At 70.4% G+C, this 15147-nt stretch carries 15 protein-coding genes; 11 read left to right on the top strand and 4 right to left on the bottom strand.

What is annotated here, in order from left to right; genetic code table 11:
• Window positions 1-54: 54 nt before the first annotated feature.
• A complete protein-coding gene (locus tag OG444_RS02685) occupies window positions 55-1389 on the top strand; it encodes a lysine N(6)-hydroxylase/L-ornithine N(5)-oxygenase family protein (protein ID WP_327260536.1) in 1335 nt (444 codons plus the stop codon).
• A 12-nt stretch (window positions 1390-1401) separates the two neighbouring features.
• Complete coding sequence (locus OG444_RS02680) at window positions 1402-2958, top strand: amidohydrolase (RefSeq protein WP_327260535.1); 1557 nt, start codon at window positions 1402-1404, stop codon at window positions 2956-2958.
• Between the two features lie 76 nt (window positions 2959-3034).
• Here OG444_RS02680 and OG444_RS02675 read toward each other — a convergent pair whose 3' ends face one another.
• Window positions 3035-3181, bottom strand: coding sequence for a hypothetical protein (locus tag OG444_RS02675; RefSeq protein ID WP_327260534.1), 147 nt, complete (start codon window positions 3179-3181; stop codon window positions 3035-3037).
• Window positions 3182-3268: 87 nt separating this feature from the next.
• Entirely contained in the window at window positions 3269-4537 is a 1269-nt protein-coding gene (locus OG444_RS02670) for a YhgE/Pip domain-containing protein (RefSeq protein WP_327260533.1), read from the bottom strand.
• Window positions 4538-5812: 1275 nt separating this feature from the next.
• Between OG444_RS02670 and fxsT the strand changes: the two genes are divergently transcribed.
• From fxsT to OG444_RS02650, 4 genes are read left to right on the top strand one after another with little or no spacing between them, the layout of a single operon-like run.
• The gene (gene fxsT / locus OG444_RS02665) at window positions 5813-8251 is read left to right on the top strand and encodes an FxSxx-COOH system tetratricopeptide repeat protein (RefSeq protein WP_327260532.1); all 2439 of its coding nucleotides are present in this window, start codon (window positions 5813-5815) and stop codon (window positions 8249-8251) included.
• Window positions 8252-8258: 7 nt separating this feature from the next.
• Window positions 8259-8537: a recombinase family protein gene (locus OG444_RS02660; protein WP_327266635.1), complete on the top strand. Its 279-nt coding sequence runs from the start codon at window positions 8259-8261 to the stop codon at window positions 8535-8537.
• Window positions 8458-8640 carry a DUF6192 family protein gene (locus OG444_RS02655; protein ID WP_327260531.1) on the top strand — a complete coding sequence of 61 codons (183 nt, stop codon included), beginning with the start codon at window positions 8458-8460 and terminating at the stop codon, window positions 8638-8640. The genes OG444_RS02660 and OG444_RS02655 overlap by 80 nt, the downstream gene beginning before the upstream one ends.
• Before the next feature lie 9 nt (window positions 8641-8649).
• Window positions 8650-9108: a DUF4279 domain-containing protein gene (locus OG444_RS02650; RefSeq protein WP_327260530.1), complete on the top strand. Its 459-nt coding sequence runs from the start codon at window positions 8650-8652 to the stop codon at window positions 9106-9108.
• Between the two features lie 663 nt (window positions 9109-9771).
• Here OG444_RS02650 and OG444_RS02645 read toward each other — a convergent pair.
• Complete coding sequence (locus OG444_RS02645) at window positions 9772-10179, bottom strand: RidA family protein (protein ID WP_327260529.1); 408 nt, start codon at window positions 10177-10179, stop codon at window positions 9772-9774.
• Window positions 10180-10330: 151 nt separating this feature from the next.
• Between OG444_RS02645 and OG444_RS02640 the strand changes: the two genes are divergently transcribed.
• Window positions 10331-10708 carry a winged helix-turn-helix transcriptional regulator gene (locus tag OG444_RS02640; RefSeq protein ID WP_327260528.1) on the top strand — a complete coding sequence of 126 codons (378 nt, stop codon included), beginning with the start codon at window positions 10331-10333 and terminating at the stop codon, window positions 10706-10708.
• A 241-nt stretch (window positions 10709-10949) separates the two neighbouring features.
• On the opposite strand, the gene OG444_RS02635 is transcribed toward OG444_RS02640, so the two are convergent.
• Window positions 10950-11558 (bottom strand): DUF6529 family protein, encoded by a 609-nt coding sequence (locus tag OG444_RS02635; protein WP_327260527.1) that lies wholly within the window; start codon window positions 11556-11558, stop codon window positions 10950-10952.
• A 569-nt stretch (window positions 11559-12127) separates the two neighbouring features.
• Here OG444_RS02635 and OG444_RS02630 point away from each other — a divergent pair.
• From OG444_RS02630 to OG444_RS02615, 4 genes are all read left to right on the top strand, one after another.
• Window positions 12128-12595, top strand: coding sequence for a lamin tail domain-containing protein (locus OG444_RS02630; protein WP_327260526.1), 468 nt, complete (start codon window positions 12128-12130; stop codon window positions 12593-12595).
• Window positions 12596-12708: 113 nt separating this feature from the next.
• Window positions 12709-13074, top strand: coding sequence for a hypothetical protein (locus OG444_RS02625; protein WP_327260525.1), 366 nt, complete (start codon window positions 12709-12711; stop codon window positions 13072-13074).
• A 258-nt stretch (window positions 13075-13332) separates the two neighbouring features.
• Window positions 13333-14319 (top strand): phosphotransferase family protein, encoded by a 987-nt coding sequence (locus OG444_RS02620; RefSeq protein ID WP_327260524.1) that lies wholly within the window; start codon window positions 13333-13335, stop codon window positions 14317-14319.
• Window positions 14312-15106, top strand: a complete 795-nt coding sequence (locus OG444_RS02615; protein ID WP_327260523.1) for a barstar family protein — start codon at window positions 14312-14314, stop codon at window positions 15104-15106. The genes OG444_RS02620 and OG444_RS02615 overlap by 8 nt, the downstream gene beginning before the upstream one ends.
• Window positions 15107-15147 lie beyond the last annotated feature (41 nt).

Below are 15147 nucleotides of genomic sequence, written 5' to 3'. Positions count from 1 at the left end.
CCCCGGTTCCCCCACGCACGGCAATCGGCTGCCCCCCGCACGATTGGGAGTGACATGTCACAGGATCTGTCCGATGATGCGCCACTGATCCACGACCTCATCGGCATCGGCTTCGGCCCCTCGAACGTGGCCATGGCGATCGCGCTCAGCGAGCACAACGCCGGAGTCGGACCGCAGGAGGCGGTCACCGCCCACTTCTTCGAGCAGCAGCCACGCTTCGGCTGGCACCGCGGCATGCTCATCGACGACGCCACGATGCAGGTGTCCTTCCTCAAGGACCTGGTGACACTGCGCAATCCGGCCAGCGAGTACAGCTTCCTCTGCTACCTCCAGAGCCGCGGCCGCCTGATCGACTTCGTCAACCACAAGAGCCTCTTCCCGCTCCGCGTGGAGTTCCACGACTACTTCGAGTGGGCCGCGGCCAAGGTCGACGACATGGTGTCCTACGGGTCCGAGGTCGTCGCCGTACGTCCCGTCCTGCGCGACGGAGCCATCGAGTACCTGGACGTCACCGCCCGCTCCGGCTCGGAGCTCGTCGTCCACCGGGCGCGCAATCTGGTGATCGGCACCGGCCTGCGCCCGCAGATGCCGGACGGCGTGGACCGCACCGAGCGGGTCTGGCACACCTCGGAACTCCTGACGCGCGTGGCGGCGCTGGGGAACGCGGACCCGTCCCGCTTCGTCGTCGTCGGCGCGGGCCAGAGCGCCGCCGAGAACGTGGCCTTCCTGCACCGCACCTTCCCCGGGGCCGAGGTCTGCGCCGTCTTCTCCCGCTACGGCTACAGCCCCGCCGACGACAGCGGGTTCGCCAACCGCATCTTCGACCCCTCGGCGGTCGACGAGTACTTCACCGCCCCCGAATCGGTCAAGCGCAAGCTGATCGAGTACCACGCCAACACCAACTACTCGGTGGTGGACATCGATCTGATCGACGACCTCTACCGGCAGGAGTACCAGGAGAAGGTCCTCGGCACCGAGCGGCTGCGCTTCCTGAAGGTCTCGCGGCTCGCGGACGTCTGCGAAGGCCCCGACAGCGTGCGCGTCACCGTCGAGTCGCTGGTCACGGGGGAGAAGGAGGTCCTGGAGGCCGACGTACTGGTCTACGCGACGGGCTACCGCTCGGCGGACGGCCTCGGCCTGCTCGGGGACGTCGAGAAGTTGTGCCGGCGCGACGACCTCGGCCGCGTCCGCGTGGCCCGCGACTACCGTGTCGAGAGCGAACCCGAACTGCGCTGCGGCGTCTACCTCCAGGGAGGAACCGAGCACACGCACGGCATCACGTCCTCCCTCCTGTCGAACACCGCCGTCAGGGTCGGCGAGATCCTCCGGTCCATCGTCGCCCACGGCCGCGTACCGGTACCGGCCTCCCACACGGCGCCCACCCCCTGAGGAACAGCACCCATGCTCTGCACCAGGCTGACGAACGCCACCTTCCTCACCATGGACCCCGGCCACCCCGTCGCCCACGACCTGGGCATCTGGCGCGGCCGGATCGTCGGCCTGGACGAGGCGGTCACCGCACTGCCCGCCCGCGAGGTCGTCGACCTGCAGGGCGCCACCGTGCTGCCGGGCTTCATCGACTCCCACGTGCACCTGGCCTGGACCGGCCTCAAGGCGGCCACCCCGAGCGTGGCGCCCTGCACACGCGTGGAGGACGTACTCGCCGTCGTCGCCGAGGCCGTCACCCGCAAGCCGCGGGGAGCATGGGTGGACATCGGCGGCTACGACCAGCGCGCCCTCGGCCGCCACCTCACCGCCGCCGAGCTGGACAAGGTCAGCGACGGCCGCAAGGTGTTCATGCTGCACGACTCCGGACACGGCTGCGTCGTCAACGGAGCCGTCCTGGAGCTGCTCCCCGGCGAACTCGCCCACGGTGAGGGCTTCCTCGCCGAAAGCGCCATGACCACCGCCCGCCGGCTGCGCCTGCCGTACTCGCAGGAGGAGATCGCCGACGCCATCGAACGCGCCGGCCGCGCCTGCCTCGCCGAAGGCGTCACCGCCTGCGCCGAGGCGGGCATCGGCGGCGGACTGCTCGGCCACAGCCCGGTCGAACTCGGCGCCTACCAGCTCCTGCGCGACCAGGGCCGGCTCCCGCTGCGGGTCCAGCTCATGGCGGCCGCCGACACCCTGCGGCCCGTGGCCGCGCACGCGTCCGACGGGATCCCCCGCGCCCTCGACCTCGGCCTGCGCACCGGGTTCGGCGACGACTGGCTCTCCCTCGGCGCGCTCAAGGTCTACACCGACGGCGGCATGATGGCCCGTACCGCCGCACTCACCCGCCCTTACGAAGGGAGCGACCGAGCAGGCGAGTTCCAGGACACCCCCGAGCGGATCGCCGGCATCATCGTCGACGGCCACCTCGCCGGCTGGCAGCTCGCCGTCCACGCCATCGGGGACCGAGCCGCCGACCTGGCCCTCGACGCACTGGAGCGGGCCCAGCGGGAAAGACCGCGCCCGACGGCCCGGCACCGGATCGAACACGCCGGCCTGATCCGGCCCGACCAGCTCGCGCGCTTCGCCCGACTCGGGGTGAGCGCGGTGGTCCAGCCGAACTTCCTGCGCTCCTTCGGCGACGACTACGCGGCCGTCATGGGCCCGGACCGGGCCCCTTGGCTATACCGGGGCCGGGGCTTCCTGGACCACGGCGTCACCCTGGTGGGCAGCTCCGACCGGCCCGTCACCGACGGATCACCGCTACGGGCCGTCCAGTTCATGGTCGAACGGGCCTCCGCGTCCGGCGCCCTGATCGGCCCCGACGAGGGCATCACCGTGGAGGAGGCCCTGTACGCCTACACCGTCGCCGGTGCCTACGCCTGCCACTGGGACGGCAGTGCGGGCGCCCTGGCCCCGGGCCGCCGCGCGGACCTGGCCGTGCTGGGCGACGACCCGCGCCGGGTCGAACCCTCGCGGATCGGAGCGATCGAGGTCGTCGCCACGTACGTCGACGGCAGGGCTTAGGGGAGGGGGCCGGGCGATCGAGGTCGGGGGCGAGGGTGGTCGGGCCAGGGCAGTCCGGCCCGACCACCCGGACCGGTCAGCGCCGCCCGCGCAGGCGGTTCAGGAGCCGCCCGGCCTGGGTGCGCCTGCGCGGGTCGGCGGCGGCCCGCCGGACCGACGCGACGGCCCGCTGCCCCTGGGGGCTGCGCGCGAACTGCTTGATACGGGTCAACAACGTCGACATGGCGCCTCCTTGGTGTCCTCACCGGCTCGTGTACCCCGAGGCGCGCCAGGCATGTACACGCAGCTGCCGGCCCTGGACCGGGCGACGTCAGGCGGGTTGCGGGGTGAGTCTCTTGTGGCCCTTGCGGTCGTAGTAGGCGGTCATGGCGAAACCGAAGACCAGGGCCAGCACGGTGCCGACCGCGATCATGATCCAGGAGCGGGTGAGCCCTGCGTCGCCGCGGGCGTCGAAGTAGAGGATCGCGCGCACGCCATCGCTGAGCTGACGCATCGGTTCGAAGTGGGAGAGGAAGCGGTAGAAGCCGGGGACCGCCTGCAGCGGGACCGTCGCACCCGACGACGGCAGACCCAGCACGATGAACACGAACATCGACACGAGCTGGCCGATCCCGCCGAACGCGGCGTTGATGGCCTGTACGCCCAGGCCGACGGCGAGGGCGGCGCAGTAGGAATACACCCACAGGAGGGGCAGGTGGGTCGCGTCCATCCCCAGAACGGCGACGCAGGCCAGCATCACCAGGGAAGTGCTGAGGAGAGTGATGCCCGCGGTCATCACCATCTTCAGGAGCAGTGTCTGCGTACGGTTGATCGGCACCGTCGGGCGGCGGGTGTGCCAGGGGCCGATCTCGTTGTCGGCGTATCCGAGGGCGGTGTCGACACCGTTGCTGATGACGTTACCGCCCATGAATCCGGCCAGGACCAGCAGCAGGGTGTAGTAGAAGGCCGTCAGACCGAGACCGCTGTGCGTGCCGATCGGGTGGCCGACCTGCGTGACGACCTCGACGGGGTCGGCGAGCAGCAGTTTCGCGGTGGGGCTCGCCTGGGCGCCGGCGGCCGCCGTGAGCTGCTCGCCCACGGCCCGGGACGCGCGGTGGGCGGCCTGCGTCGTGATCTGGCTGGCCAGCGAGGACCCGAGGCTCCCCTTGCCGGGGTTGGTGAGCACGGTGATGGTCGGGAGCTTCGTGGCCGCGGAGGTGGGGAGCGCGGTGACGGAGTCCGTGAAGCCGGCCGGGACCACCAGCGCGCCGTAGATCTGGCCTGAGTCGAGCTGGTCCTGCGCCTGGACGAGGGTCAGTTCGCGCCAGTCCGCCTTGCCTCCCGCGGGGTCGGCGGCGATGGCGGCGGTGATCTGCGTACCCAGGTTCTGCTGCTGGCCCTGCGGCGGCTCGCCCTTGTCGTCGTTGACCAGGGCGATGGGCAGGTCGTGCAGGTCGGCGTTGGGGTTGACGATGCCGCCCATGTAGAGGAGGGACAGCAGCAGGGCGAGCAGCCCCGTGAGGATCGTGGGGACCAACCACAGCTGGGGGCGGCGCACCAGGGCCATGGCGGTGACTTCGGGGGCGACGGTGGGGGACATCGGTCTCCGTAGCTTCCCGGCGGGCCGGGATCGAAGGACGGTGGAAGCGGCCGGGCCGCACGGGATCCCCAGGATGGTCCCCGCACCCCGGCGGGCCGCCGCACCCCTCGCACGCGGGCCGCGAACCCGCGTACGGGACCACCGGAACAGCCCACGGCCGAAGGCCGTAAATCATTTCGCGACTGCTCGCCACTGCTCGCCACTGCTGGGCACGGTCGTGCAGGACCGCCCACTGCGGGGAGCCCTGAGGTCCGTGCACGGCCGTCCCGGCAGTTCCTGCACCGGGGGTGGGATTCGTCCATGGCCTGCAACAAGGACAACCCCTGCCCCGCGGCCGAAGGTTCGACAACCCCGACCCGATCGTCCCCGGTCAAGAGCTCACCCTTTCCATGGGCCACAGCCCGGCACCGCCGCTCCTGCGCCTTCGCCTGCGTAGGGCGGTCAGACGGCGGACACCGCCCAGCAGGTGCAGGACGCCGACGAAGCCCTGGCCCGGCCGCCGCACCTCCATACCCACCGGCAGTGCTGCCGCCACCGAGCAGGCCCTGCGGTCAGTCCAGCACCCCACCGGCTCCGACCTCCTCGACGCCACCCCGCGCACCCTGGCCCTCAACCTCGCCGCAGCCGGTCGCGAACTACCCGTGGTCACCGCCGTGGTGCTCCCCGATCGCCAGATCGACGGGGCAGAGGCGCCGTGCTCGCGCGACCGGCAGGCGCTCACCCCGCAGCCCGCGCCGACCGATCCGATCCGGCCGCACGGGGATCACCGTCGTCCAGGATGGCGTTGGCGTACCGCGCGCGTGACGGTTCCGAGCCCGGCCGCCAGGGATGCTCGCCCTGCACCTACTCCAGTCCGCCCTGGTGCACGTCAACACCCTGCTGTTGCAGCAGGTCCTCGCCGAACCGGCCTGGGCGAAGAAGCCGTCCGACGAGGACCGGCGAGGCTGACTGCGCTGTTCTGGTCGCACATCAACCCGTACGGCATCTTCCGCCTCGACATGGACAAGCGGCTCGACCTGCTGCCTGCCCTGGTGCTCGGGCCGCGCCGCGCGCCGGATGACGGCGTTCACGCAGCAGGCTCGGCATCCGGCCGCAGAACCGGAGCAACACCGCCGCCCGCGTCGTGACCACCCGCACCCTTCCATGGACGTAATCCAGGCGGGAACATCTGGTGACGGTGGACGGGGGTGGCAGACCGTGGGGCGTAGACGGGGTGCGTGGGTCGGGTCGGTGGTAACGGGAGGGGCCGCATTGGTGGCGGCTGTGCTGGGGCCGGTGACCAACTACGCCAGTGACGCGGTGCCTGGCTGGGCGGCGCAGGCGTGGGTGATCTGGCCGGTGTTCGCCGTGCTGGTGGTGGTCAGCATCGTGCTGTTGCTGTGGGGCCGGCATCTGGATGCCGCACCAAGGCCCCCGGCGCGGCTGGCACCGGTGAGCCGACTGGCCCGAGGCCAGCAGGCTTCGTTACGCCCCCCGCATGTTCAGCGCGTGCGGGGGCGTGAGGGAGAACTCGGCGTGCTGGCAGGCATGCTTCGGCGGCCACAAGGGCGGTTCGCGGTGCTGTGCGCGGTCGGCGGGATGGGCAAGACAACGGTGGCCGCGCAACTGGCCACCCAGGCCGAGGCGGCGGGCTGGCGAGTGTTTTGGGTGCGCTGGCGCGACGGTGCCGAGCTGGCGCAGCAGATGGTGGAGACGGCGCTGGCCTGCGGTCTGCCAGAGGCAGAGCTGGAGGCCGCGCGAGCGGGGCAGGCGAACCTGCCGGATGTGGTCTGGCGACAGTTGGGCCGGGTGCGCCGTTGGCTGCTGGTGGTGGACAACGCCGACGAGCCGCACGAGATCGGCCCGGCAGGGGAGCCGGTGGCCGACTATCGCGGCTGGATCCGTCCTCACGGCCGAGGCCTGCTGGTGGTGACCAGCCGGGATGGCAGCGAGCAGACCTGGGGTCCGTGCGCACAGCTGCTGCCACTGGAGCCGCTGCCGGTGCGACCTGCGGGGCAGGTCCTGCTGGACGCCGCTCCCGTGGCCGGCACCGCCGAGCAGGCCCGCGAGCTGGCGGCGCGACTGGGCGGGCTGCCACTGGCGTTGCACGCGGCCGGCACCTATCTGGCCGGACCCACCAGCCGCTACCGCACCTTTGCCGCCTACCGCCAGGCCCTGGAACATGAACTGCGGTTCTTGTTGGGAGCGGCGCACCCGAATGCCTCCCATCCGCAGGTCGCCCGCGCCGTGGTGCGGCACACCTGGGAGGTGTCCTTGGACCAGCTCGCCGGGGAGGGCAACGCTTTGGCCCGCCCCTTGTTGCGACTGCTGGCCCTGCTGGCTCAAGCCCCCGTCCCACTGTCCCTGATCACCCCGGACCTGCTATCCGTCGTCACCGGACACGACGTCACCGCGGTGGCCCTGGAGGCCGCGTTCGCTGGCCTGCACCGCTTCGGTCTCCTGGGCCTGCCCCACTCTCCCGGCAGCACCGGCCCGGCGTCGGGCAGCAGTGAGGGGGCGCAGGTGGTACTGCATCCCCTGATCCGAGAGATCAACGCTGTCGCCCTCACGGCCGAGACCTCCGATCTCGCCGTGTGGCACCGGGCTCTTGCCGAGCGGCTGACCACGGCTGTACACGAGGCCGACCAGCGCGGGCGCGCCGGTTGGCCTGCAGCCGTGCTCCTCGCCCCCCACCTGCCGCTGCTGCTCGACTACGCGGACCCGCGCACCGCCACACACCACCGCACCACTCTCAACACCCTGGCGCAGGTGCTGCAGAAGGCTGGCGCTTTCGGTGCGGCGCGCCTGCTGCATGAACGGCTCCTCGACGTCGAGACCCGCATGCTGGGCCCCGAGCACCCCGATACCTTGACCAGCCGCAACAACCTGGGCAATGCCTTGTTCGGAATGGGAGAGCCGGCCGAGGCAATACGCCTGCTCCGGCAGACCCTGGAGGACCGCACCCGCATCCTGGGCCCCGTGCACCCCGATACCTTGACCAGCCGCAATGACCTCGCATGCGCTTTGGACGGGACGGGTGAGCATGCCGAGGCGGTGGGTCTGCTGCGGCAGACCCTCAACGACCGTACCCGTGTCCTGGGCCCCGAGCATCCGCATGCCCTGGCCAGCCGGGACAGCCTCGGTCTCGCGCTGGATGGGATGGGCGAGCACGCACAAGCAGTGCGCATGCACCGGAGCACCCTTGACGACCGCATCCGTGTCCTGGGCCCCGAGCACCACCTCACCCTGCTCAGCCGCCACAACCTCGCCAGCGCCCTGACCAGGGCGGGTGAGCAGACGGAAGCGATACGGCTGCTGCGGCAGGCGCTCAACGACCACGCCCGCGTTCTGGGCGACGAGCATCCGCACACGCTGGCCAGCCGGGACAGCCTCGGTCTCGCGCTGGACGGGATGGGCGAGCACGCACAAGCAGTGCGCATGCACCGGAGCACCCTTGACGACCGCACCCGCATCCTGAGCCCCGAGCACCCGGATACCCTTGCCAGTCGCCACAACCTCGCTCTCGCTTTGACCAGTGCAGGTGAGCAGGCCGAGGCGATAGACCTGCTGCGCCGAACCCTCGATGACCGCGTCCGCATCCTGAGCCCCGAGCACCCGCATACCTTGAGCACCCGTAACGCGCTGGAGACAGCGCTAGCCATGTCCACCCAACGGCCACAGAGCCGGTGGTGGCACTGGCTGCGGCGCAGGAACGTCGCAGCCGGGGGCGGTTGAGAAGGCCCTGTATCCCCGAGCCGCCGCCAAGCGACAAGTAGCACTCTGTACTGGCTACTGCCGCACTTCGACGGCCGACCAGAACCCCGATCATCAGATCGACGCGCTTCTCCGCAACGGCGTCGACCGCGACAACATCCATGTCGACGTCGCCAGCGGCGCGAAGGCGTCCAGGCCGAAGCTCGATCTCGTCATGCAGCTGATGCGTGCTCAGGCCAGCCGCGGCGGCCCAGGTAAGCCAGGAGGACCGGGTGCGGGTGGTCGCGGAGCTGACCCGGGACGATGAGGTCGCCAAGAAGGTCACCACCGATCTGCTGCGGCGCCCGCAGGTCGCGAGGGAGGCCATGAGGCGAGGAAACGATCAGGCGGCCCTGCCGCTGCATCGGTAGTCTCCGCGGGTGTCGTTGACTCAGTACGTCTACTTTGCGATCTCCAGCGTGGGCACCACTGCCGACGAGATCACCCAGCTGCTTGGCGTGGAACCGGACGAGGTCACGGTGCGGGGGAGTCTGACAACCTCACCTCACATCATCCCGTTCTGTCACTGCTGGAAGGTTTTCTGCCGCGAGCCCGGCCTGCGGGTCGATGAGCAGCTCGACCTGGTCATCGGCAGGCTCCGGCCACAGATGGAGGCGATCACCAATCTGACGACCCGTCTCGCGACCGAGGAGGGCCCCGGGGGCGCGATTCTGCAGGTCGAGCGCTACTTCAACTGGCATGACGAGCAGTCCTCCGGCTCGCCGGATGACACGAACCTCTTCGGCTGGCACCTGGACCGCGCGGTGGTGGACTTCCTCGCCGCAACCGGCGCAGAACTGAATGTCGGCGAATACGACGTGACGCCCGGCGACGACTGACACCGCCCGCTCCAAAGCGGGGCTGCTACAGACCTGAAGTGGGGCCACTCCGGGCCGGAACACAAGGGCCCGTCGCGTCAAGCCGTGGCCGGTTCAGACCGGAAGGGGGAGCCATACCGTTCTCATGAACAAAGCCAGGTTGAAAAACAACCACGGAGCTCGCCCGGCAGCTCTGCGACGCCCGGGAGAAGACTGTCCAGCAGATTGCCGACATGTTCAACGTGCCCCTTTCCACGGTGTACGGACACCTCGACAGGACCAGGACGGTCGCCCGCCAGCCGAAGAGAACCACCGCGGCAAAGTCTTGAAAGCTACCGGTGGGTTACTTGCTCCGTGGTGTCCGAGCCGGGACTACAGGGCCGTGAAGGCTGACGCCGACACCCTCGGCAAGAGCGCCGGCCATGCTCCGGACGCCTGCTGCGGCACACCCGACGAGCAGGCCGTCGACACGACAGACCCCGGTCAAGGCTGCCGAAGGGTGTGTCTGCGGCAGTTGACCAGGGCGTCCGCGCTGCTGGCTGAGTGCATCGTCACAGGATGCATGGCGCATCTGACCGAGAGAGGTGATTCGTTCACCTCGCGCATCCCAACGGTGGGCTGCGGCCGTTGCGCAGACCCGGCGCATCGGGGCAGTGAGCCCACCGGACAGCCGCAAGCGTCCGGTCAGTCGATGACGGCTGTGGCTTCGACCTCGACCAGGTGCTCGGGTACGTCCAGGGCTGCTACGCCCAGCAGAGTGGCCGGCGGGACCGGGACGACGCCCAGCGTGGAGGCTGCCCGGGTGATCCCCTCCATCAGCAGGGGCATCTTGTCGGGAGTCCAGGCGACGACGTGGACGGTCAGTTTCGCCACATCGTCGAAGGAGCCACCTGCCGCGGCCAGGGCGGTACCGATGTTGAGGTAGCACCGCTCGACCTGGGCCGCGAGGTCGCCTTCGCCGACCGTGACGCCGTCGGCGTCCCAGGCGACCTGTCCTGCGATGAAGACGAGTTTCGATCCGGTCGCGATCGACATCTGCCGGTAGGCATCGATCTCGGGCAGTCCGGTGGGGTTCACCAGGGTGATGGCCATGCTGTCCGTCTCCTTGTCGCGGGAGCCCGCCCTGCGGGCTCGTTGCCGGCGGGACCAAGGCGCCTTTGGTCTCTTGTGGTTACTCAGGAACCGTAGGAGAGTGACCGCTGACATGGAAGAACGCACTTTTCGGTGACAGGGGAACCTCAAGGTGACCAAGCAGTTCACGGGTTCGCCCGACGATGCGGACCTGCGGCGCGCGGACTCCCTGGCGCGGGAGATCTTCTCGGACGTCGCCAACAAATGGGCGCTCCTGATCATCGAGGCCCTGGGGGAGCGGACGCTGCGCTTCAGCGAGCTGCGCGACGAGATCGAGGGCATCAGCCACAAGATGCTCACCCAGAACCTGCGCATGCTGGAACGCAACGGTCTGGTCGGTCGGACGGTGTACCCGGTGGTCCCGCCGCGGGTGGAGTACACCCTGACCGAGCCGGGCCAGGCCCTGCGGGTGACGATCGACGCACTGTGCGACTGGACCCACCGCTACCTCGGCCACATCGAGGCCTCCCGCCACCGCTTCGGCACCTGACGGGCGGAGCACCCGCGCCCGAAGCCGTCCGCCGCGATTCCACGGCGGTGCCTGACAGGGTCGGCTCGTTGTCGCAGAGGACCCGCGTGGGCCTGCACACGCCCGTGCTCACCGGGATGCGGCGGCCGTGGTCTGCCGGGCGGCGTGGATCAGAAGGGTCTCTGTACCCATTGGATCGTCCTTCGGCGGTCACCGCAGCCCCCCCACGCTTCACCGTTCAGGGAGCTCGCAGCGCCGCGCATCACATCTGCCCCGGTGGCAGGTGGTGGCGTCCGAGGGACAGGACCGGGATGCTGCTTCCGTTGAAGTGCCACAGCGCACTCGTGTACCAGAGGAGCACCACCACGACCACCAGAGCGCCCCCGGCCAGTGGCAGAGCCCAGCCCGGCAAGCGCCGGCTCTGCACCAGCAGGAGCTTGGCGGCGAACGCCCCGTAGAAGAAGCAACCCGCGATCGAGTGCACCGCCGCACGGGAGCCGGTCAGCTGCACGCCGTACGCTCGCACGCAGTGCACCGTGATCGGGACAGTGAGGGCGAACAGAACCACCCCGACGATCCGGTGGGTGATCGGTACCGAGCCCGGAACCCGGCGCACCCCGGGCAGCCGACCGTACATCCACACTGCCAGCAGCAGCTGGAGAGCTGCCAACCCCAGGACGCCGGTTGCGAGCTGTGCCTTGAGGCGCATGGCATCGGCGTCCGACCGGCCGAACAGTGTCGCCGTGTAGTCCGGCGTGTTCGTCCGGCCGAGCAGGAAGACGGCGACGAAGACCGCGGCGGCAGCCGCGAACGCCAGTGCGAGAGCGAGCCCGGCTTCCGGGCGGCGCAGGGCGGACCGGGGGTGCGACATCGTGCTCCTCGTCTCGGAACGCCGAGGGTTGGCGGTCTGCCATCCCTTGTACCGGCCCGGTGCGGCAGATGGCAGCCGACGCGGCCGTAGCGACCTCGGCTGCTGGTGCGGCCGGCGGACGCGGCACGGGAGGTCGGAGGGCAGGGTTCCTTGGCCGGTGTTCTGTCCGGCCCCGACGTGGCGGCCGTCACGCCCGCACGTCCGTACGGTTGTGCGCAAGTGGTTCGAGGAAGCGGCCAACGTGTCTGTTACAGAGCTCGGTACCCATTCGGCGCAGAGCATGAGGCAGGCGTGAATGAGCTTCTTATCTGGCCGAAACCCATGCGTTCCAGCACCGGTGGGGCCACCCCCCGCATCTCGCCCCGTCTGCGTCAACTGGGGCTTGACGTCTGCAACTTGCAAGGGAGAGTTACGGACATGTCCGCATTGGGCAACGCGCGTTGTGAGTTGTGGCGGTTGATGGCGGGTGCGGGCCAGAGTGTGGCTCCTCGGCAGAACGCCGGGAACCGCACGGAGCCCGCCCGGCTCGCACAAGGCCGGGCCGGCTGTCTGTTGAAGGAGCCATCTGCATGTCTGCTTCTCTCGCCACCCGCCGCACCGTCACCTTGATCGTGGCCGCCGGCGCACTGATCGGGGCGGCCGCTCTGCCGGCCGTCGCCCACGGGTCCGACCTGCGGGCCCCCCGGGGCCCGCACTCCTCGATCGTCATCGGCGACGTCCAGCACGACAGTCGCGGACGCGACAACCGCGCCCTGAACCGCGAATGGGTCGAGGTGAAGAACACCGGCCGCCAGGCCGTCAACCTGCGCGGCTTCACCCTCACCGACCGGCAGGGCAACCGCTACCGCTTCGCCGGGTTGCGTCTCGACGGGCGCTCCAGCGTCAAGGTCCACACCGGCCAGGGCCGCGACACCCGCCGCGACGTGTACCAGGACCGCCGTCACCAGATCTGGGACGAGCGTGACACTGCCACCCTGCGCGACGACCGCGGCCGTGTCATCGACACCGAGACCTGGGGCCGTCGCGGCTCCCGCTGATCCGGCCCGGCAGTCACACCATCGGGGTCCGTGAACTGCCGGCCCCCAGTAGCAACGGCGTGCCGCGGCCAGCCGCCGCGGCACGCAACACCCCCGGCGCATGGAGGGTCTTCGTGGAGTTCTTGCAGTATGCCCCGTCCGATGTCGCGGTCCCTCAGCTGGACCTCGACCCCTATCGCTTCCCCGGCGCTGACACAGACGCGCCCGCGGCCTACGACGCCCGGCCGCAGAACCCGGGTGATACGGGCTGGCAACCGCCTCCCCTCGGCGAATGGCATCCGGTACGCGGGCCGGCATCCGACCCACGCCTCACCCGGCCCCTGACGCCCGTGGATCGGCGCAGGCTGGACCTGCAAGCAGCGCTGACCACCGTGGGCATTCCACCACTCCCCGGGGATCTGGAATCCATCAACATCCTCTCGTCGCTCGACGACACGACCCACGCCACCCTCGTGCGGTGGATCACCACCAGCCGCTAGGTGTGTTGTCCGGAGAGGTTGGTGCCGCGGCCGGCGGGTGTGTGGCCTTGTGGAGTGACCCCTACGGTCCGGCAGGCGGGGCACCGGAACACGTCCGTGTCGACCGGGGCCAGGACTTCCTGAGCCCGCTCGGAGCCCTGGCCAACCGCAACCGGGTGGTCGGCCGTGACGGTGCGCGCGGGACCGCTCCTCCTGCCGGCCTCGTCGCAAGGGCGGGCAGGGTGCGGTCCGGGACGGCCTCCGGGATAGTCTTCCGGCATGGGTTCGGTTGAAGGGGCGGCCGAGGGCATCGGCGCGGATCTTGACGGGCAGGAGTGGGGCGCCACCCGCTGCTGGGTGGAGAAGGGGCTGTCCGACGCGGAGCGCATCGAGAAGGTGGTGCGGCTGCGCGGCGGCTGGACCTCGCACATGCGCCGCCTGGACCTCCGCCGGCCGAGCGGCCGACGCTCACTCGTCCTGAGGTCGTTCGTCAAGCCCTTCTACGTTCGGCACGCGGAGGGCCTGCTGACCCGTGAGGCGGCCGTTCTGCGCCTCCTCGACGGCACGGGCGTGCCCGCGCCCGCACTCGTGGCGGTGGACGCGACCGCGCAGTACTGCGACCACCCCTCCCTGCTGATGTCCCTGCTGCCGGGGACCGTGCGCCTCGGCGATCCGGGTGCCGACGACCGCGCCGAACTGCTGGCCCGCCAACTGGTGCGAATCCATCAACTACCGGTGCCCGGACGGCAACGCCCTCGTACCTACCAGCCGTGGACCTCTCCCGAACGAGTGACTCCGCCCGCGGACACCGAGCGGCCCGAGCTCTGGCAGCGTGCTGTGGACGTGATCCGCCGGGAGCCGCCTGCCCATCAGGGATGCTTCCTGCACCGGGACTTCCATCCCGGCAACGTCCTCTTCACCGGTACCGATGACGAGGTCCGGATCAGTGGTGTCGTCGACTGGGTGGAGACCTCCTGGGGGCCGGCCGACCTGGACGTTGCCCACTGCTCCACGGCCCTCGCCCTGCTGCACGGGGTTTCCGCCGGCATGCGCTTCGCCGACCGGTACGTCGCTGCGGGAGGAGCCCTCGCCGAGGACCGCGGCGCGCATCTCCACTGGCGGTTGCTGGACGCGTTGGCCTTCGCCCCGGACGCGGAGAAGGTCGCTGTCCCCTGGCGCGAACTGGGCCGCGTCGATCTGACAGCCGGGGTCCTGACACAGAGACTGGAGGAATACATTGACGCCGTTTTCGGCCGCTATGCCTGAACGGCACGCACTCACCTCGGACGACGACGACACCGACTTCTGGGGCTTCGCCCACGAGGCCGAGGGGTTGTTCACGCCGCTGCCGGAGGAAGAGGGCGCGCGCCGAGTGCGCCTGTCGGGCTGTCTGCCGCAGGGCGGGTTGCTGAAGAGCCTCGACCACATCGGCAGTCGTCGTGCCACGGCGGGGAGCGCCTGGTGGGACCTCCTCGACTCCGACGGCGCCGCGATGGGCTCCTACTTCGTCAACGAGGTCACGGTCACCGACGCCCGGCCCTCCGCCCACGGAGCCGGTCGCGTCGACCTCGCGCTGACGTTGTGGTGCGAGAACGCCATGCCCGGCGCGGACCGGGTGTGGGACCTGATCCGCGCGGGGCGCCTGGACCGTACCGGCATGTGGCACGAGCTCGCTCCACAGGACAGGCAGGCGTGGCTGTCGGTGGCGCTGTGGTCCCGGGAGTACCGCCGCCGGGGGAAGACCGATGCTCCTGCGGGCCGGGTGTTCACCGTGGACGGCCGGCACATCGTCGACATCGGCAGCTTCTACTGCGCGATCGGTGAGGCCGTGGGCGGGCCCGGCGGATACTTCGGCTGGAACCTCGACGCTCTGGACGACTGTCTGAGCGGCGGCTGGGGTGCCGCCGCTCCGTTCACCCTGCGCTGGGACCACTCGGCCGAGGCCAGAGCCCGGCTGGCCGAGCGCGTGCCCACCGGTGGGGGCGAGGGATCGCTGTTCGACCTGCTCCTGGAGATCTTCGAAGCTCGGCGCGTGGACGTCGTCCTGCGGTGACGGCCGGCCGCCTTCACGGCCGCACCGCGGTGCCCCGGCCG

This window comes from Streptomyces sp. NBC_01232 (genome assembly GCF_035989885.1).
Taxonomy (GTDB): domain Bacteria; phylum Actinomycetota; class Actinomycetes; order Streptomycetales; family Streptomycetaceae; genus Streptomyces.
This window is presented reverse-complemented; position numbering and strand designations above follow the sequence as displayed.

Coding starts and splice junctions, on each gene's coding strand:
- OG444_RS02635 (WP_327260527.1), bottom strand. CDS start 11,558: ATGTCGCACCCCCGGTCCGCCCTGCGCCGCCCGGAAGCCGGGCTCGCT.
- OG444_RS02615 (WP_327260523.1), top strand. CDS start 14,312: ATGCCTGAACGGCACGCACTCACCTCGGACGACGACGACACCGACTTC.
- OG444_RS02645 (WP_327260529.1), bottom strand. CDS start 10,179: ATGGCCATCACCCTGGTGAACCCCACCGGACTGCCCGAGATCGATGCC.
- OG444_RS02670 (WP_327260533.1), bottom strand. CDS start 4,537: ATGTCCCCCACCGTCGCCCCCGAAGTCACCGCCATGGCCCTGGTGCGC.
- OG444_RS02685 (WP_327260536.1), top strand. CDS start 55: ATGTCACAGGATCTGTCCGATGATGCGCCACTGATCCACGACCTCATC.
- OG444_RS02630 (WP_327260526.1), top strand. CDS start 12,128: ATGTCTGCTTCTCTCGCCACCCGCCGCACCGTCACCTTGATCGTGGCC.
- OG444_RS02680 (WP_327260535.1), top strand. CDS start 1,402: ATGCTCTGCACCAGGCTGACGAACGCCACCTTCCTCACCATGGACCCC.
- OG444_RS02675 (WP_327260534.1), bottom strand. CDS start 3,181: ATGTCGACGTTGTTGACCCGTATCAAGCAGTTCGCGCGCAGCCCCCAG.
- OG444_RS02620 (WP_327260524.1), top strand. CDS start 13,333: ATGGGTTCGGTTGAAGGGGCGGCCGAGGGCATCGGCGCGGATCTTGAC.